Consider the following 17002-nt stretch of genomic DNA (forward strand, 5'->3'; position numbering starts at 1 on the left):
AAAGTCCCATTAATGGGAGCTGTGTTTCAGCAGCCAAGCCGCGCCACGGCGCGAAATTCGCGCGGGGAAACGCTGCAGTGGTCGCGGAAGAAGCGGGTGAAATGGCCTGGCGCGCCGAAGCCCAGGCGGTCGCCGATGGCGGCGAAGGTCTCGTCGCTCGCGATGACCGCGCCCACCGCCATTTCGACCTTCAGCACGTTGAGGAAGACGTGCGGGGTAACCCCGGTGGACTCCTCGAACACGCGGAAAAAATGCGAGCGCGACATGCCCGCCTCCCGGCACAGCCGCTCGATGCCGAGCGGGGCCGTCGGGTCGTCTCGCATCAGGGAAATGGCGCGGCGCACCCGCCAGTCGACCGCGTTGGAACGCGCGATCTCGCGCAGGGAGGAGCCGATTGTCCGCCACGGGGTGAAGCGCTCGATGACCGCAATCATCAGGTCGGAGAGCAGGTTCTCCTGTCGGCTTGCGGCACCCGGCGCATGGACCATCTCGCTCGCGAGGTCGAGCGCGATGGCGCGGATCGAGGGGCTGATGGCGCCCGCGGAATGCTCAAAAAAACCGGCGCGTCCGCTCGCCGACCAATTGGGCCGGAACGAGACCAGCCAGTCGGGCTCGATGTAGAGGGCAAGGATCAGGGCGTTCTGCCGCGCCGGGTTGTGCACGTAGGCGTGGGGCTCCCAGGCGTTGACCAGGACCGCGCATTCGTCGGTCAGCGGCGCAACCCGATCGCCCACCAAAAACTGCGTATCGTCGCCGCCCACCTTGAGAAGGACGTGGCAGTGGGGATGGGCATGGCGCACCAGGCTGCGGTCCATGTCGAGGAGCGCCACCCGTCCAAATTCGCCATGGGCTATACGCAACGCGTCCGACATAAGGTGTCAGCTCGGCCTGGCGGCCCCCTCTTCAAAGAGGGCTATGCTAGGAGAGAAGGGCGCGGATTGGCAAGCTGGCGCCAATTCTGGCGAGGCTTAGCCATCGCTCCCCCGACGTCAAGGCAAGGATCCGATCTGAAGCCGGGTCTGGGCGGATAAATTCGTCAAACGTCGGAAGAAAATATTCTTGGCATGGCCCTAGGTATAGGGGTGTGCGCACGCTCCGACAAGTATGATGTCATAATCTGCATTTGACCATCGGCCGTGCGGCAAACCTCGCTCTCTGAATTAATTGTTTGAAGAGAGCTTTCACGCTGGCGCCAGTGCTTGCTCTTGGCATTCCACATCGCGATTCAGGCCCCCGTCGCTTCGGGTCCGCCGCGAGCGCTCCGGCATGGACCGGGGCGCCCCGTCCGCGCCATCGAAACGCCCCGTCGAGCGCGGGCTTCACCGTCGCAGTGGCGCGCGGGAGACGGCGAAGCTCAGCTTTGAGCGTTCCAGTCGAAGCTCTTCATGTGATCGAGGAAAGCCCGCATGGCCGCACTCGGCAGGCGGCGATTGGGGTAGTACAGAAACCAGTGCGGCAGGCTTGCACTGAAGTCGGCCAGCAGTTCCACTAGCCGGCCGTCGCGCAGGTGGGGTTTGACATAATCGTCGAGGAGGTGGGCGATGCCCCGGCCAGCCAGCGCCGCCTGCAGCTCGTTGTGCGCCGAGCTGACGGTGAGACGCCCCTGTGGCGTGACCTCCAGTTCCTCGCCCCCTTCGGCGAACCGCCATGTGACGAGGGTGCCGCCGGGAAAACGTCGCCGGATGCAGTCGTGTCCAGCGAGATCATGCGGGGTCTGTGGCAGACCCTGCCGTGCGATATACCCCGGCGCCGCAACGATGACGTATCGCAGGGAGGGACCCAGTGGCTGCGCGATCATGTCCTGCGCGAGTTGCTGGCCGAACCTGACGCCTGCGTCGAAGCCCTGCTCCACGATGTCGATTACCGAAGCGTCGCTGATGATTTCGATCTTCACATCGCGATAGGTTTCCATGAAATCGAACACCAGGGGACACAGAAGGTGATCTACGGCGGGCGCCGGCGCATTGAACCGCAGCGTGCCGGAAGGACTGTCCCTCAGCTCGTCGACCTCGGCGATGGCCAGCTGAATGTCGCGTAGGGCCGGCGCGAGCCGCTCGAGCAGGCGCTGGCCGGCCTCGGTGGGCGAGACGCTGCGCGTCGTACGGTTGAGCAGCCGGATGCCGAGGGCGTCTTCCAGGGTGCTCATGGACTGGCTCAAGGCCGACGACGACACACCCCGCTCAAGCGCCGCCGCGCGAAAGCCGCCGCAGCGTACGATCGCCGCGAACACATCGAAGCTGTCCAGGCGGATGGGCCTCATTGCTAAGATTGTCTAATCAAGCTGCGCGATTTTGAGCAGATTATCAGCGCAGTGAGGGAATGTCATGGTCGTCCTTCGCCGAGCCTGCGACGCACGCTGATCGATATCCGTCGCCATGATCCCACACGCTGTTGCGGGCGCGGACCAATGCGGGAAGGACATTCCGATGAATGCGTTCACTCTCCACAGGCGCGCCGTGATGCTTTCGGCCATGGCGGGCGCTACGACTCTGGTCACCGCGCGTGGGATCGTGCCTGCGCAGGCCCAGGGAACTGCCGCTGTGACCGGCAACGCCGGCTTCTACCGCCTGCGCGTCGGCGAGATCGAAGCGACGGTTGTGAGCGACGGCGTCATCGGTGGCCCGCCGCGCATCTATGCCATCGATGCCCCCGAGACGGACCTGCGTGATGCGTTGCAGCGGGCCTTCCTGCCGACCGACCACATGACGCTGAATCTGAACACGCTCCTGATCGAGACCGGAGGCCGGCGCATCCTCATCGAGGCCGGCGCGGGCACCACGATGGGGCCGAACGGCGGCCGCATCTTCCGGAACCTGGCGGCGATCGGAGTGTCGGCCTCGGACATCGACGCGATCGTGATCTCCCATGCCCATCCCGATCATGTGGGCAACCTGAGGGCTGCGGACGGCACCAAGGCCTTTCCTCGCGCCACGGTCTTCGTCCCGAAGGCCGATTGGGACTTCTTTGTCCGCGCCGATCCGGACCTGTCCTACATGCCCGTGCCGGAGGATTTTCGCGCGCGCTTTGCTGCCGCCATCAAGCGCAGCCTCGAACCAGTCCGTAAGGACGTTGAACTCTACGAGGCCGGTGCGGAGATCGTGCCGGGGCTGACGACGATCGCCGCTGGCGGACATACGCCGGGCATGGCCACCTTCCTCGTCCATTCCGGAGGCGACCAGATTCTGCTTACCGCAGACCTCGCCTACCACCCGATCGTCAACATCGACCGTTCCTGGCGTCCGGGCCCCGACCGCGACCCGGAAACCGCGCTCACCTCGCGCCGGCGCATCTTCGACCTGGCAGCGACCGACCGCATTGCGGTGCTCGGATTCCATTTTCCGTTCCCGGGCCTGGGACGGCTCCTCAAGACCGATGGCGGCTATGCCTGGGTCCCCGCCAACTGGCAGTTCTGAGCTCTGACGTTGCCCCAAGCTCCTTCAGCGGTGAGTTCTCGTTCTGATCTTATGGCTGAGTGAGCGGCGGGATCCGACGCAGGTGCATGGTTACGGCGTGGAGAAGCTGTTCCTGCCAGGCGTGCAGAAGCTCAAGCTGCTGCGCGATTCCGGCTGTTCGGCCGCATGCTCTCGGTGCGCGGCGGGTTCGGCTCCTGGGGGTTCGAGGACGGCTGGGGCCAGCCGGTCCAGCGCCCCTCCTGGAACTGCTTAAGTCGCCACGTCAGCCGCTCGTCTGCAGCATCATCATGCGCTGCCTGACATCCGTGTCGACGAAGTTCTCCTCGACCGCGCGGACGGCAGCAAGGGGATCCTGGCGGCTTATGGCTTCGATAAGTTTATCGTGAAAATGCATCATACGGGTGAGCGGGCCGAGTTCCAGGACCATTCCAACGTACTTGATGAAGGAAGGACGGACGGCCCGGTAAGCGTCGATCAGAAACTGGTTTTCGCCAGCCTCGAAGATCGAGATATGGAAGCTGAAATCGAGGGCAGCAAAATCATCCACGCTGCTATTCTGTGCGCCCGCATAACAGGCCTGCCACGAGGCCTTTATTGCCGAAAGCGCCGAAGAGGACCGTCGCTCGGCCGCGAGGCGTGCCGCCGCGGGCTCGGTGGCGCGGCGAAACTCGAAGAATTGCGATAGAGCTTCCGCTTCCTGATCCGGCGCGGAGTGCCGCACCGCCAGTTCCTTCCCGACCACAAAAGTACCAAGCCCGCTGCGCGATTGCACGAGGCCCAGATGGCCGAGAACCCGCAATGCCTCGCGCACCGTGGATCGACCGACGCCGAGCTGGATGCTGAGTTGGTGCTCGGACGGCAGCCGCGTCCCCGCTGTCCAGCCCTCTTCATCCAACATGCCCCGGATCGCGGCGATCACCTCGTCAACCAAAGTGGTGCGGGGAATTTTCTCCAGCGCTTTCACCGTCCGCAAGGCCATGCCCGGTCCCCATCTGCGCGCACCGCGCAATCGGGTGCTTGGATAATGAGCAGCCACGATTATTTTATCATCAGGCAGTCTGCTTGTCTGACAGCTATCATCATGTTTGTATTTTTGGAAGGGCTTTTCGCGGAGCACCTGGCAGGAGCGGCCGATGGAATTCAGACAGCTGATCTACTTCAAAGGGGTTGCCGAAGCCGGCAGCTTCGCCCGCGCCTCCGAGCGGCTGCGTGTCGCCCAGCCGGCCTTGAGCAGTCAGATCAGCAAGCTGGAGGCCCAGCTGAAGACGCGGCTCTTTGAACGTCACGCCCGTGGCATCTGGCTGACGGAGGCTGGCCGGCTGTTTCTGGACCACGCGACGCGCATCGTGGACAATGTGGAGAGCGCGCGGCGGGAGATGAGCGAGCTCGCGTCCGACGAGCCGCACGGTTCGGTCACCGTGGCGATGCCGACGACGCTCGCGCTGGTGATTGCCCAACCCTTGCTTGATCATCTGGCTCAGTCGCTGCCACGGGTCAAGCTCCAGATCGTCGAGGCCCTAAGCGGAGAAATCAGCCAATGGTACGCGGCGGACCGGTTCGATCTCTCGGTGCTGTACGAGGGCCGGGGAAAGGTGGCCGAAGGTGCGGTGCCGCTCTGCCGCGAGGATCTGTATCTGCTGCGCCCAGAGGGGCATGAGCCGCTCTCTGCGACCATTCAACTCTCGGAAATCGCGCCTTATCGGCTTTACCACACCACTCCCATCCATTCCTGCCGGCTCCTGCTGGATGAAACCTGCGCGCGGATGGGAATACGCTTGAAATACGTGGCGGAGGTCGATTCTATCCAGGTCCTCCAAGATCTCGTCGTCCAGAAGAGCGGCTTCTCGATCTTCCCCAGCATTGCCGCATCGGCATATCGGGCGCGCGGCATTTGCTATCAGCGCATCGTCGAGCCCGGAATGGAGTTGAACAGCTACATCGCGCCAGCCCGCACCCGGCCACTCTCCGGCGCGCAGCGGGCGGTGATGCGGCTTCTGCCACGGCTCGCCCGACGGATCTCGGCACAGGACGGGCGCTTGGCGGCTCTGGCCGCAAGCCAGGCCGCGTGACGGTGCGGTTGCGGCGGTCGGTCCAGACACTTCGCGAAGCCCTATGGGCCGCTTACGCAAACGGTATTGGTACAGCCGGGCAAATCTCTGCACGGTGACACCGAAATAGATCGAGCCTTTCTGTCCACACCATTCATTGACGCCGCTTTCAAAGCGAAACGGCGAACGCTGGAGGTTTATATGCGCGGTGCAATTCTTGTGGCTCTTGCCTCCCTGCTTTGCGCCTCCGCCGCGGGTGCCCAGACCGTCCAGATCCCGGTGATTGTCCCGCTCACGGGTCCCATCGCGCTGGAAGGCACATCTCAGCGGAACGGCGCGGTCCTCGCCATCGAGGGTGCCATGCCGCTGAAAGTGGACACCACGATCCTCGATACGGCGGGCGCGGCGGAAGGCGGAGCGAATGCGTTCGAGCGTGCCGCCGGCGGCAAGGGCGTGGTGGCGGCGGTCGCGCCCATGTTCGGCACTCAGGTCCTGCCCATGATTCCGCTGGCGGATGAGTACAGCATCCCCCTGCTCACGACCGCGGGAACGGCTGCCATTACCGAGAAGGGCAGCAAGTTCGTCTACCGCTTCTTTCCCTCCGACATGGTGACGAAGCGCGCCCAGGCGAAGTACGTGCTTGAGGATCTGGGAAAGAAGAAGGTCGCGATCCTCTATAACGCGACCGCCTATGGCCAGAGCGGCTTCGACGCCCTGACGACCTACATCAAGCAGGGCGGCGGCGAAGTCGTCTATTCGGACGCCATCGACCTTGCGACCAAGGACATGACTCCGACCTTCGCCAAGCTTAAGGCGGCCAATCCGGACATCGTGCTGATCCAGATGCACACGGGCTCCATGGCGCTACTGCTGCGGCAGTATCGCCAGGCCGCAGTGGATATTCCCGTCGTGGCCAACACCATGTTGACCATGCCGTCGACTGCCGCGCTGCTGGAGCCCGCCGAATTGAAGGGTGTGTGCGCCGAGACGTCGGCCTGGATCGGCAAAGGCGTTTCGCCAGATCTCGACAAATTCCTCGATGATTATAAGGCCAAGTACAACGCAATCCCCGACTTTTTCGCCCTTCAACAGTATGACGGCGTGAACATGGCGATCGCAGCGGTGAAGGCTGGCGCGAAGACGCCGCAGGACGTCCAGAAGTATTTGGCCAGCAGTGAGTATAAGGGCGCGGCCATGACCTACAAGTCGGACGGCAAGGGCAACATGGCGCATTCGGCCGTCATCGTCTGCTTCGATGGCACGTCCCGCTCCCCGGCGCTGGTGAAGCGTTATGACGGCAAGCCTGCCACCAACTGACGTCGCCGCATATCGGGGCAAGTAATCGTATGCTGCAGCTCTCGTTGAATACCGTGTCGCTCGGCAGCGCATATGCGCTCGTCGCGCTGGGCCTGGTGTTGGTCCTCAATGCGACCAACGCCGTCAATTTCGCTCATGGCGCGCTGGTCATGGTGGGCAGCTATCTGGCCTTTGCGATCGCCGCGGTGGTTCCGGCAAAAGGCATCGTCATCCTGCCGCTGGTGCTGCTTTCGGCGGCCGCGTTCGGCCTGGTGCTTGCGCTGATCGCCTACTTCCCCCTTCGCACCAAGCCGGTGGTGGCGGTCTTCATCGCCACCATCTCCGCCGGCACCATCTTCGAAAACCTTGTTCTTCTCACTTTCGGCCCCGAGCCGCGCAGCACCCCGCCAATTCTCGGCAATCGCATGCTCGACCTCGGCAACGGAGTGGCGATCGGCGAGCAATCCGTCGCCGTGATCTGCGCTGCCTTCGTCCTCATCGGCGGCCAGTATCTCCTGTTCGCCCACACGCGCTTCGGGCGGCGGCTTCGGGCGGTGGCGCAGGACCCGGACATGGCCGCGGCCTGCGGCATCAACATCAAGGTGATGATCGCGTTCACGTTCATGCTCGCGGCGGCCCTGGCAGGAGCCGCAGGCATGTTCCTCTCGGCGACCTACTACACTTCCCCGACGGACGGCGCCAACTACATGATGAAAGCCTATCTTGCCGTCACCATCGGCGGATGGGGGAGCATTCCCGGCACCGTGATCGGCGCTTTCCTCGTGGCCCTGTTCGAGGTGCTGATCCCGGCCATTCCGGCGCTCATCCCGGGCCTGGACGCGGTCCTCCCGACGGCGACGCTGTTCTCCATGACGTCCTCCACCATCGCTTTGTTCCTCACCTTCCTTGCCGTCCTGCTCCTGCGTCCGCAGGGGCTGTTCGGCGAGGCGATCAAGAAGAGAGCGTGACCGGTGTCCGTCTCGCACGCCCGCACTGCTGTTGGCATTCTCTTCGTCCTCGCGCTTGCTGCGTGGCCCCTCGTCTTCTCGAGCCCGTTCGACCTGCGCATCTTCACGCTGGCCGGCGTGTTTGCCGTGATGGTCATCGGCTATCAGTTCATCTTCGGCCATGTGGGCGCCCTCGCCCTGTCGCAGGCGACATTTTTCGGGCTCGGCGCCTACGCCACCGCCATCTGCGCCGTTCACCTGGGCTTCGGCTTCCCTGCAACGCTGACCCTGTCGGTTCTCGTGGCGGTCTCCGTCGCACTGTTCATCGCCATCCCGGTCCTGCGGCTCGGTTCCCACTATTTCGCGCTGGCGACGCTCGGCATCAGCCAGATCGTCACGCTGGTCGCGCTGGAGTGGGTGTCGCTGACCGGTGGTGGTAACGGGCTTTCAGGCGTGCCGCTGCCGTCGATCGCGGGCTTGGTGATACCCCGGGGTTGGCCGCTGATGTTGCTGGTGTGGAGTTTCGTAGCGGCGGGCGGCTTCGTCGCCTGGCAGATGATGCGAGGGCTCTACGGCAAGGCCTGCCACGTCGTGCGGGACGACGAGGTGGCCGCGCGTTCCCTCGGCATCGACATTCATCGCATCCGCCTGACGATGCTGTTGCTGAGCGCAGCCTATGGCGGCGTGGCGGGAGCCCTCTTTGCCCATGTGAACCGCATCGCCTCGCCGGAAGCGCTCGAATTCAAGACCATGGTCCTGTGCCTGACCATGGCCGTCGTCGGCGGGCGCACGAAGGTCGCCGGCGCGATCGTCGGCGCGCTGCTGATCGTCCACCTGCCGGAATGGTTCCGCTTCCTCGACCGCTCCTACGTGATGGTGAATGCCATCATCCTCATTGGTCTGCTCATCGTGGCGCCGGAGGGTCTCGTCGGCCTCTTGGACCGCGTGCTGCCAAGGGCGCCCGGCGAAGGAATGGGAAAGACCCTGGCTCGGCATCGCCCGGCGATGAGCCCGCCCGCCCGCGGCGCCCTGCTGCCCTCCACGACGCCGATCCTGGAAGTGCGCAACCTCGTCAAGCGGTTCGGCGGAGTGAAGGCGATCGACGACGTGTCGTTCGATCTTCACCGCGGCACCATCACCGCCGTCATCGGCCCCAACGGATCGGGCAAGACGACGCTGGTCAACTGCATCACGGGTGTCGAGGTGCCGGATGTCGGCGCCATAACGCTCGGTGGCAGCGCGATCACGGGAGGCAGGCCACACGACATCGCCAGGGCCGGCATCGCGCGAACGTTTCAGAACCTGCGTCTCGTGGACGACATGAGCGTGCTCGACAACGTGGCGGTGGCGCGCTTCGAGGCTGAAGGAGCCGGGCCGCTCAACGCCCTCAAGATCGGGCGCGAGGACCCCCGCCTGCTTCGCGCCTATGCCTACGCCCTCCACCTTTTGCACCGTCTCGGCGTGGAGGAGGTCCACCGCCTGTGCGGGTCGCTGCCCTACGGCGTGAAGCGGCGGGTGGAGATCGCCCGGGCGCTGGCCCTCGATCCCCAGGTTCTGCTGCTGGACGAGCCGGCAGCCGGCCTTAACGAGTCCGAGCAGAACGATTTGGCCGCTCGTCTTCAGGACCTTGCCGCCAACGGCGTCACCCTGCTGATTATCGAGCACAACATGCCGTTCCTGCGCACGCTCGCCACCTACATGATCTGCCTTGATCAAGGCCGTGTCATCGCCGAGGGGCGGCCCAGGGAGATCTATGAAAACCCGCTGGTGCTCGATGCCTACCTCGGTCGCGGGGCTGGCGCCTCCAGCGCCTCGTCGCCTGTCTTTGCGGAGGCCGGGGTATGAGCGGGCCGAGCCTTCTGGAGATCAGCGGCGCAACAGTCGCATACGGTCAGGTGACAGCGCTTCAAGGCGTGAGCTTGACGGTGGGGACAGGCGAGGTTGTGGCGCTGGTCGGCTCCAACGGAGCGGGCAAAACCACGCTGATGAAGGCCGTCGTGGGGTTGCTCTCCCTGGCCGGTGGCGACCTGCGCCTCAAGGGCGAGAGCCTCGCCCGCGTTGCCACCCACCAGCGTGCACGCCGCGGTGTCGGCTATTCGCCTGAAGGCCGGCGCGTTTTTCCCGGCTTGAGCGTGCGCGAGAATCTCGAAGTGGCGTCGCTCGATGGCGCCCGGCAGACTGCGGACCTGATCCAGCGGGTGTATTCCATCTTTCCCGCGCTGCTGCAGAAGGAGCGCGCGCTGGGCTGGACCCTGTCCGGCGGCCAGCAGCAGATGCTCGCCATCGGGCGGGCGCTGATGCTGCGTCCCACGCTCCTGCTTCTCGATGAACCCTCCCTCGGCCTCTCGCCGAAGCTTACGGATGAGGTTCTCCAGCACATTCCAAAGCTCGTCGCGGACGGGACCGCGGTCCTGATCGCGGAGCAGAACATGCTGAAGGCGCTGGAAATCGCTGACCGCGCCTACGTGTTGCGCAATGGACGCATCGTCCAGGAGGGGCCGGCGGCCGCTCTCAAGGCGGACCCCTCGGTACGCGATGCCTTCCTTGGAGGCCGATAGAGAGATGACTTCTGACAAGAACGACGCGCACGCCCTGATCAGGGGGCGACATTCCGTCCGCGCGTTCCAGCCGACACCGGTGGGCAGCGACGTGCTCCGGAGGATTCTTGCGACCGCCGCCCGCTCGCCGAGCGGCACGAACATGCAGCCCTGGCAGGTCTATGTGCTCGCCGGCGGCGCGCGGGACGCGTTGGTCGAGCGGGTAAGGGCGGTGCGGGCCGCCGAGCCCGAGCGCGAGCGCGGACCCCAGCCGTTCGGAGAGTATATTTACAATCCGGAGCCTCTGGAGGAGCCCTATCGCGGGCGGCGCAAGGCCGTGGGCTGGAGCCTCTACAGCCTACTCGGCGTCGCGAAGGGCGACCGCGCGGCGAGTTGGGTCGCGGCGGGGCGCAACTTCGAATTCTTTGGTGCGCCAGTGGGACTGATGTTCACGCTGGACCGCACCCTCGGCATGGGCAGCTGGCTCGACCTCGGCATCTTCCTGCAGTCGGTCATGCTGGCGGCGCGCGGAGAGGGCCTCGACACCTGCTGCCAGGCGGCGTGGCGCCACTATCACGACGTCGTCCGGCAAGTCGCGCCCATCTCGGACCAGGAGATCGTCGTCTGCGGCATGTCGCTCGGCTATGCCGACGAGACCGCGGTCGCCAACACCCTGCGCTCGGAGCGCGAGCCGGTGGAGGCGTTTGCCCGCTTCATCACCGCCGCACCTTCAGCAAATCCCCATGCGACGCCCGCGGAGCAGTGCGATGCGACTTCCTGACTTTCTCGACAAGACCGCGCTTGCCACGCCCTCCGCACCGGCGATCTGGTTCGAGGGGGAAACATTCGACTATGCCTGGCTGCGGAGCATGAGCGTGCGGCTCGCGCAGGCACTATCTCGCGAGGGCCTGGCGGATGGCGCTTGCGTCGCAAGCTGGCTGCCGAACCATCCCATGACCCTCGTTGTGCAGTTCGGCGTGCACCGCCTGTCGTTGCGGGCGCTGCCGCTCAATCCGCGCGCCACCGCCGGTGAATGCATCGACATCATGAAGACCTTCGAGCCGGAATGGCTGTTCATCCACGCGTCGTTCGCCGAAGCGTTGGGCGATATCCGCGCCAGCGTTCCGAGCCTGAGGGGCATCGTCGTGGTGGACGGGGCGGCCGACGGCCATCACACGATGGAAGCCTTTCTGAGGGACGTCGGCGATACGCTCATCGACACCAATATCGGCGGCGAGGACGTGGTCACGCTGCTCACCACCGGCGGGTCTACCGGCCTGCCCAAGGGCGTGATGCGCGTCAGCCGCAACTGGTCGACACTGATCACCAATTATCGCCTCGCCCTGCCCATGGACGGGCCGCCGGTCAATCTCGCGGTCACGCCGCTGACCCACGTCGCGGGAGATGTCGCGCTTGCGGTGGTCGCGCAGGGCGGGCTGAACGTCATCCTGTCCAAGCCGCGGCCGCATGACATCCTGAAGGCCATCGGGGAGCATGAGGTGACGCACATGTTTGTGCCGCCGACCCTTCTCTACATGATGCTCTCGGAACCGGACGTGCGCACGTTCGACTTCGGTTCGCTGCACTACCTCATGTACGGGGCCGCCCCCATCTCGGTGGACAAGCTGCGGGAGGCCTGGACGGTCTTCGGTCCGGTGATGACGCAGCTCTACGGCCTCATGGAAGCCACCAGCACGGTGTCCATCATGACCCCGCGCGAGCACGCCGCCGCCCTCTCGGAGCCGCCGGGGCGGTTCGGCAGCATCGGCCGCGGCAGCGCAATGACACTCGTCGATGTGGTGAGCGAAGCCGGCGAGCCGGTGGGGCCGGGCGAAACCGGGGAGGTGGTATGCCGGGGGCCCAACCTGTTCAAGGGCTATGTCGCCAATGAGGAGGCGACCGCGAAGGTGCTGCGCGACGGATGGTTCCGCACCGGCGATCTCGGCGTGAAGGATGAGGGGGGCTATGTCCGTCTCGTCGATCGCAGCAAGGACATCATCATCACCGGTGGCATCAACGTCTTCCCGGGCGAGATCGAGCAGGTGATCTGGCGCCATCCCGCCGTCCAGGACTGTGCAGTGATCGGCGTGCCGGACGACAAGTGGGGGGAAGCCGTCACCGCCGTACTGGAACTGAAGCCGGGCGAGAGCATCCAGGAGGATGAGGTCATTGCCATGTGCAAGAAGAGCCTCGGCAGCATCAAGACGCCCAAGACGGTCGTCGTCTGGCCTGAGCTGCCGCGAAGCACCGTTGGCAAGGTGCTGAAGAAGGACATACGGGCATATTACTGGGGAGATCGCAGCATCTGACCTGAGCTGCCGTCCCATACGCGCTGAGCAACGTCGCGCGAACAATATCAGTTGCAAAACAGGAGAAGAGACATGAGCACTCCCGATGTGGAGGCGCAGGTTGCGGCCGTGCGCAAGGTTATCGAGCGTTATCTCAATGCGGTGCGGACCTGGAACGAAGACGAGTTTCGAGCCACGTTCGATCCGCGTGCGAACATTGCCCACTATTATGTGAAAGGCGACGAAATCCGCACGATCACGCTGGATGAGTTCGTCAATGTCATCGGCTCCCTGCACCAAAAATACGACAATGCCGAGGAAAAGGCGAAGGAGATTGATGTTCGAATCGTGGATCACATCGCCAGTGTCCGTGTCCCCTTCGCTTTCGTGATGGGGGAGAAGGCGATGGAGGGGCAGGACCTTTTTAATCTCGCCTGCTGCAAGGGCGAGTGGAAGATCATGCACAAGTCCTATTATCTTTGAGCCGGCGGACAGAGCATGACCCGCGAAACTGCCGCCACGCCCTTCTACCGGCTCGGCGAGCTGGTGCCACGCACGGCCCCGTCTGCTTGGGTTGCACCCTCGGCAAGCGTGATCGGGGATGTGGAAATCGGCGCGCACTCCGGCATCTGGTTCAACTGCGTTCTCCGCGGCGATGCCAACAAGATCCGGATCGGGGAGCGCACCAACATACAGGATGGCACCGTCATCCACGTGGACCCCGGCCCCTTCGCCGCAATGATCGGTGACGACGTGACCGTCGGTCACTCATGCCTGATCCATGGCTGCACGCTCGAGGACGGCGCGTTCGTCGGCATGGCCACGACCATCCTCAATGGCGCGGTGGTGGAAGGCGGCGGAATCCTCGGTGCCGGCTCGCTCCTCACCTCGGGCAAGCGCGTCAAACGCGGTGAACTCTGGACAGGTGCGCCGGCCCAGCTCCGCCGGACGCTGAGTGATGCGGAGATCGATGATTTCATGTCGGTGGCTGCCCACTACAGCCGCAACGCGAAGCGCTTTCTCGACGAATGCGAGCCTGTGGCACGTCAGGCCCTGTGAGATTGGGACTAGGCGTTCGAGCGCCACCCTTCGTGCAAGTCATCGCGAAGGGTGGGATCGGCGATCGCAATCAGGGCTTCGGCCCGCTGCGCTAGCGTGAGGGAGCGAAGATCAGCAATGCCATGCTCCGTGACGATGATGGCGGCGTCGGCTCGGCCGATGGTCGCCGGTCCGGAGAGGCGAGCGACGATCCTGCTGCGGTGCTGACCCTTGACCTCGGCCGTTGATGGCAGAGCGATGATGGGAAGGCCCCCGGCTGAGGCGCGCGCGCCGCGCAGGAAATCCAGCGCGCCGCCGATCGTACCCACATAGCGCCCGCCCACCATCTCGGTATTGGCCTGCCCGGTGAGGTCAACCTCCAGCGCGGAATTGATCGCGGTGAAGGCAGGCAGCTGCGCGAGCATCGCAAGCGAATGGGTGACGCTGATCGGCCGCATGGCAATGGCCGGGTTGAGGTGGGCGAATTCGAGCAGTTCGTGGCTTCCAAGCAGCGTTCCCGCCACCGTGACCCCACGGTGGTGCGGCTTCATCACGTTGGTCACGGCCCCGGCCCGGATCAGACCCATCGGACCGTCGCTCAAGACGCCGGTGTGCAGCCCCAGGTTCCTGCGGTCCGAGAGCAGATCGGCAACGCAGTCGGGCACGGCGCCCAGTCCAAATTGCAGCGTGGCCCCGTCGGGAACGAGAGAGGCGACATGCTCCGCGATCGCCCCCTCGACCGATGTCGGGACCGACCGCGCCAGCTCGGGCAGCGGACGGTCGGTGAGGATGAGCGCGTTGATATCGGCTGCGCCGATCTCCGCCGAAGTGAAAGGCGCCCTGCGATTGACCTCGGCAATCACGACGCGCGCCGAGCGCACTAGCGTTTCCACATAGTCGCACGCGCAGGAGAGGCTGAAGCGGCCGCCGTCGGGGTGCTCCGCGACCTGCAGAAGCAGCACGTCGACCCGGCCGGAGAGCAAGCCCGGAAGGTCGGAATAGTGGACCGGCAAGATGGCAAGCGCTCCGGCAGCGGCGAGCTTCCGGTTGGTGCCGGTGCCGCAGAAGGAGGTGAAGCCGACGCGGTCCGTGTAGGCAGGGTCCGGAGTTTCACCGAGCCCAATGCCGATAAAGGCGGAAAAGCCACCCACGTGGCCGCGCTGCGCCATCAGGCGGGCCGTCAGGGGCAGGGGCTCTGCCGCCGCCTGCCCCCAGCAGACCACGTCGCCCGGGAGGACGAAGTCAGCAAAATCCAGCGCCTCAAGTTCGATGATTCGCGCCATGCGAGAACTCAGGCGCGTTCTAGGATGGCGGCAGCGCCCTGGCCGCCGCCGATGCACATGGTCTCGAGACCATAGCGAACACCCCGGCGCTTCATCTCATGGATGAGCGTGGTCAGGATGCGAACCCCGGTGGCGCCGATCGGATGGCCGAGGGAGATCCCCGAGCCGTTCACGTTCACCTTCTCCTGGTCCACGCCCGGCCATTGCTGGAGCACGGAGAGGACCTGGCAGGCGAAGGCCTCGTTGATCTCCACGAGGTCCATGTCGTCCAGAGATAGGCCGGCGTGCCGCATGAGCCGCGCGGCGGCCGGCACCGGGCCGATGCCCATCTCCGCAGGCTCGCAGCCCGCCGCCCCCCAGCCCACGAGGAAGGCATCGGGATTGAGGCCAAGGGCGGCAAGCCGATCCTCGGCAACGATCAGGCAGGCCGCGGCCGCGTCGTTCTGTTGGGCGGCGTTACCTGCAGTGACGGTGCCGCCCTTCTGGATCGCCCGCAGCTTGCCGAGGGATTCCGCGGTGGTGTCGCCGCGCACGCCTTCGTCCCTGTCGACGATGATCGCATCGCCCCTCTTCTGAGGCACGCTCACCGGCACCACCTCCGCTGCCATGCGTCCGTCGCTCCAGGCGGCCGCAGCGCGTTGCTGGCTCCGTGCTGCATAGGTGTCGGCCGCCTCGCGCGAAATTTCGTACTTGCGGGCGAGATTCTCGGCGGTCTCGATCATGCCGGAGATGGGGCCGAAGCGGTGTTCGGGCTGCGAGCGCTCGCGGCCGCGATCGAGGCGGTCGTACAGCACGGGAGAGCCGGAGCGCGTGCCCCAGCGCACGCCGGTCGTATAATGCTCGATGTTGCTCATGCTTTCGACCCCGCCGGCGATCACCACATCGCAGACGCCCGTCTGGACCATCATCGCCGCGGTGGCGATGGATTGGAGCCCACCGCCGCAGCGGCGGTCGAGCTGCATGCCCGGAACGGTGACCGGAAGCCCCGCCTCGAGCGCGATCCAGCGGCCGACACAGGGCGTCTCCGAATTGGAGTAGGACTGGGCAAACACCACGTCGTCGATACGCGCGGGATCAAGCCCCGTTCGCTCCAGCACGGCGTTGACAACGATTGCGCCGAGACGTTCGACCGGTACGTCCTTGAGCGCGCCGCCGAAGCGGCCGACGGGCGTACGGAGGGGGCTGACTATGGCTGCGCGACGCATCGCGGAAAGCTCCTTGCTCTGCCGGCTCAGACCGGATCCCAGGTGAACACGTCCGCAGACACGTCGAGGCGGTGAAAGCTCGCGGCGAGCGCAGGCATGGCGTGCTCGGCGATCTCTTCGGGCGTCCAGCCGCCGTCTCGCTGCACCGAACGGACGGGCCGGGGCTGGCTGAAGAGAAAAATCTCGTTGTTGCGCACGCAGAAGATCTGCCCGCTCACGCCTTGCGCCTTCCCGCTCAGGAGATAGACGGCGAGGGGGGCGACTTTGGCCGGCGTCATCTGCTGCAACCGCGCGACGCGAGCCTCCTGCTCGGGCGTATCCACCTTGATGGAGGAGATCATGCGGCTCCAGGCAAAGGGGGCGATGCAGTTGGAGCGGACCCCGAAGCGCTCCATGTCCAGGGCGATGGACTTGGAGAGCCCGACGATACCGAGCTTGGCCGCCGAATAGTTGGCCTGCGCCCGGTTGCCGATCAGCCCCGACGTGGACGTCATGTGGACGAAGCTTCCGCCCTGCTGATCCTTGAACAGCGGCGCCGCGGCCCGACTGATGTTGAAAGTGCCATAGAGGTGCACCTTCAGCACCTTGTCCCACTCGTCTTCAGACATCTTGTGGAAGAAGGCGTCGCGCAGAATTCCCGCATTGTTCACGACGCCGTCGAGGCGGCCGAAGGTGTCTACCGCCTGCGCCACGATACGGTCGGCGCCAGCCGGCTCCGCGACGCTGTCGAGACTGGCCACGGCCTGACCGCCCGCGGACCGGATCTCGGCGACGACGCGTTCGGCGGGACCCTCGTCCTGCCCCTGCCCATCGAGGCTGGCGCCGATGTCGTTCACCACCACCTTCGCGCCGTGCGCGCCCGCCATCAGTGCGATGTCGCGACCGATTCCGCCCCCGGCGCCGGTCACGACGACGACCTTGCCGTCCAGCATCCGTGTTCCGGCCAT

The 17002-nt window shown here is 65.2% G+C and carries 16 protein-coding genes; 10 read left to right on the top strand and 6 right to left on the bottom strand.

The window, feature by feature from the left end:
* Positions 1-26: 26 nt before the first annotated feature.
* Positions 27-872: a helix-turn-helix domain-containing protein gene (locus tag ABLE93_RS18315; protein ID WP_348841297.1), complete on the bottom strand. Its 846-nt coding sequence runs from the start codon at positions 870-872 to the stop codon at positions 27-29.
* Positions 873-1354: 482 nt separating this feature from the next.
* On the bottom strand, positions 1355-2260 hold the full coding sequence (locus ABLE93_RS18320; protein ID WP_348841298.1) for a LysR family transcriptional regulator: 906 nt from the start codon (positions 2258-2260) through the stop codon (positions 1355-1357).
* Positions 2261-2426: 166 nt separating this feature from the next.
* On the opposite strand from ABLE93_RS18320, the gene ABLE93_RS18325 reads away from it, so the two are divergent.
* On the top strand, positions 2427-3413 hold the full coding sequence (locus ABLE93_RS18325; RefSeq protein WP_348841299.1) for an MBL fold metallo-hydrolase: 987 nt from the start codon (positions 2427-2429) through the stop codon (positions 3411-3413).
* A 262-nt stretch (positions 3414-3675) separates the two neighbouring features.
* On the opposite strand, the gene ABLE93_RS18335 is transcribed toward ABLE93_RS18325, so the two are convergent.
* Positions 3676-4392 (bottom strand): FadR/GntR family transcriptional regulator, encoded by a 717-nt coding sequence (locus ABLE93_RS18335; protein ID WP_348841300.1) that lies wholly within the window; start codon positions 4390-4392, stop codon positions 3676-3678.
* Between the two features lie 154 nt (positions 4393-4546).
* Between ABLE93_RS18335 and ABLE93_RS18340 the strand changes: the two genes are divergently transcribed.
* From ABLE93_RS18340 to ABLE93_RS18380, 9 genes are all read left to right on the top strand, one after another.
* Positions 4547-5482, top strand: a complete 936-nt coding sequence (locus tag ABLE93_RS18340) for a LysR family transcriptional regulator (RefSeq protein WP_348841301.1) — start codon at positions 4547-4549, stop codon at positions 5480-5482.
* Positions 5483-5548: 66 nt separating this feature from the next.
* A complete protein-coding gene (locus ABLE93_RS18345; RefSeq protein WP_348841302.1) occupies positions 5549-6778 on the top strand; it encodes an ABC transporter substrate-binding protein in 1230 nt (409 codons plus the stop codon).
* Between the two features lie 29 nt (positions 6779-6807).
* Positions 6808-7725 carry a branched-chain amino acid ABC transporter permease gene (locus tag ABLE93_RS18350; protein WP_348841303.1) on the top strand — a complete coding sequence of 306 codons (918 nt, stop codon included), beginning with the start codon at positions 6808-6810 and terminating at the stop codon, positions 7723-7725.
* A 3-nt stretch (positions 7726-7728) separates the two neighbouring features.
* Complete coding sequence (locus tag ABLE93_RS18355) at positions 7729-9549, top strand: branched-chain amino acid ABC transporter ATP-binding protein/permease (protein ID WP_348841304.1); 1821 nt, start codon at positions 7729-7731, stop codon at positions 9547-9549.
* Positions 9546-10262 (top strand): ABC transporter ATP-binding protein, encoded by a 717-nt coding sequence (locus tag ABLE93_RS18360; protein WP_348841305.1) that lies wholly within the window; start codon positions 9546-9548, stop codon positions 10260-10262. Before ABLE93_RS18355 ends, ABLE93_RS18360 begins: the two co-directional genes overlap by 4 nt.
* Positions 10263-10266: 4 nt before the next feature.
* Positions 10267-11022, top strand: a complete 756-nt coding sequence (locus tag ABLE93_RS18365) for a nitroreductase (protein WP_348841306.1) — start codon at positions 10267-10269, stop codon at positions 11020-11022.
* Positions 11009-12550: a class I adenylate-forming enzyme family protein gene (locus ABLE93_RS18370; RefSeq protein WP_348841307.1), complete on the top strand. Its 1542-nt coding sequence runs from the start codon at positions 11009-11011 to the stop codon at positions 12548-12550. Before ABLE93_RS18365 ends, ABLE93_RS18370 begins: the two co-directional genes overlap by 14 nt.
* 72 nt (positions 12551-12622) lie before the next feature.
* The gene (locus ABLE93_RS18375) at positions 12623-13012 is read left to right on the top strand and encodes a nuclear transport factor 2 family protein (RefSeq protein WP_348841308.1); all 390 of its coding nucleotides are present in this window, start codon (positions 12623-12625) and stop codon (positions 13010-13012) included.
* A 15-nt stretch (positions 13013-13027) separates the two neighbouring features.
* Positions 13028-13588, top strand: a complete 561-nt coding sequence (locus ABLE93_RS18380) for a gamma carbonic anhydrase family protein (RefSeq protein ID WP_348841310.1) — start codon at positions 13028-13030, stop codon at positions 13586-13588.
* 8 nt (positions 13589-13596) lie between these two features.
* On the opposite strand, the gene ABLE93_RS18385 is transcribed toward ABLE93_RS18380, so the two are convergent.
* From ABLE93_RS18385 to ABLE93_RS18395, 3 genes are read right to left on the bottom strand one after another with little or no spacing between them, the layout of a single operon-like run.
* Positions 13597-14850, bottom strand: coding sequence for an acetyl-CoA hydrolase/transferase family protein (locus ABLE93_RS18385; RefSeq protein ID WP_348841311.1), 1254 nt, complete (start codon positions 14848-14850; stop codon positions 13597-13599).
* A gap of 8 nt (positions 14851-14858) precedes the next feature.
* On the bottom strand, positions 14859-16055 hold the full coding sequence (locus ABLE93_RS18390; RefSeq protein ID WP_348841312.1) for an acetyl-CoA C-acetyltransferase: 1197 nt from the start codon (positions 16053-16055) through the stop codon (positions 14859-14861).
* A gap of 26 nt (positions 16056-16081) precedes the next feature.
* The gene (locus ABLE93_RS18395; protein WP_348841313.1) at positions 16082-17002 is read right to left on the bottom strand and encodes an SDR family NAD(P)-dependent oxidoreductase; all 921 of its coding nucleotides are present in this window, start codon (positions 17000-17002) and stop codon (positions 16082-16084) included.

The organism is Xanthobacter pollutisoli, assembly GCF_040044995.1.
Lineage (GTDB): Bacteria > Pseudomonadota > Alphaproteobacteria > Rhizobiales > Xanthobacteraceae > Xanthobacter.

Coding starts and splice junctions, on each gene's coding strand:
- ABLE93_RS18360 (WP_348841305.1), top strand. CDS start 9,546: ATGAGCGGGCCGAGCCTTCTGGAGATCAGCGGCGCAACAGTCGCATAC.
- ABLE93_RS18340 (WP_348841301.1), top strand. CDS start 4,547: ATGGAATTCAGACAGCTGATCTACTTCAAAGGGGTTGCCGAAGCCGGC.
- ABLE93_RS18390 (WP_348841312.1), bottom strand. CDS start 16,055: ATGCGTCGCGCAGCCATAGTCAGCCCCCTCCGTACGCCCGTCGGCCGC.
- ABLE93_RS18325 (WP_348841299.1), top strand. CDS start 2,427: ATGAATGCGTTCACTCTCCACAGGCGCGCCGTGATGCTTTCGGCCATG.
- ABLE93_RS18370 (WP_348841307.1), top strand. CDS start 11,009: ATGCGACTTCCTGACTTTCTCGACAAGACCGCGCTTGCCACGCCCTCC.
- ABLE93_RS18315 (WP_348841297.1), bottom strand. CDS start 872: ATGTCGGACGCGTTGCGTATAGCCCATGGCGAATTTGGACGGGTGGCG.
- ABLE93_RS18395 (WP_348841313.1), bottom strand. CDS start 17,002: ATGGCCGGAACACGGATGCTGGACGGCAAGGTCGTCGTCGTGACCGGC.
- ABLE93_RS18380 (WP_348841310.1), top strand. CDS start 13,028: ATGACCCGCGAAACTGCCGCCACGCCCTTCTACCGGCTCGGCGAGCTG.
- ABLE93_RS18375 (WP_348841308.1), top strand. CDS start 12,623: ATGAGCACTCCCGATGTGGAGGCGCAGGTTGCGGCCGTGCGCAAGGTT.
- ABLE93_RS18320 (WP_348841298.1), bottom strand. CDS start 2,260: ATGAGGCCCATCCGCCTGGACAGCTTCGATGTGTTCGCGGCGATCGTA.
- ABLE93_RS18365 (WP_348841306.1), top strand. CDS start 10,267: ATGACTTCTGACAAGAACGACGCGCACGCCCTGATCAGGGGGCGACAT.
- ABLE93_RS18350 (WP_348841303.1), top strand. CDS start 6,808: ATGCTGCAGCTCTCGTTGAATACCGTGTCGCTCGGCAGCGCATATGCG.
- ABLE93_RS18385 (WP_348841311.1), bottom strand. CDS start 14,850: ATGGCGCGAATCATCGAACTTGAGGCGCTGGATTTTGCTGACTTCGTC.
- ABLE93_RS18335 (WP_348841300.1), bottom strand. CDS start 4,392: ATGGCCTTGCGGACGGTGAAAGCGCTGGAGAAAATTCCCCGCACCACT.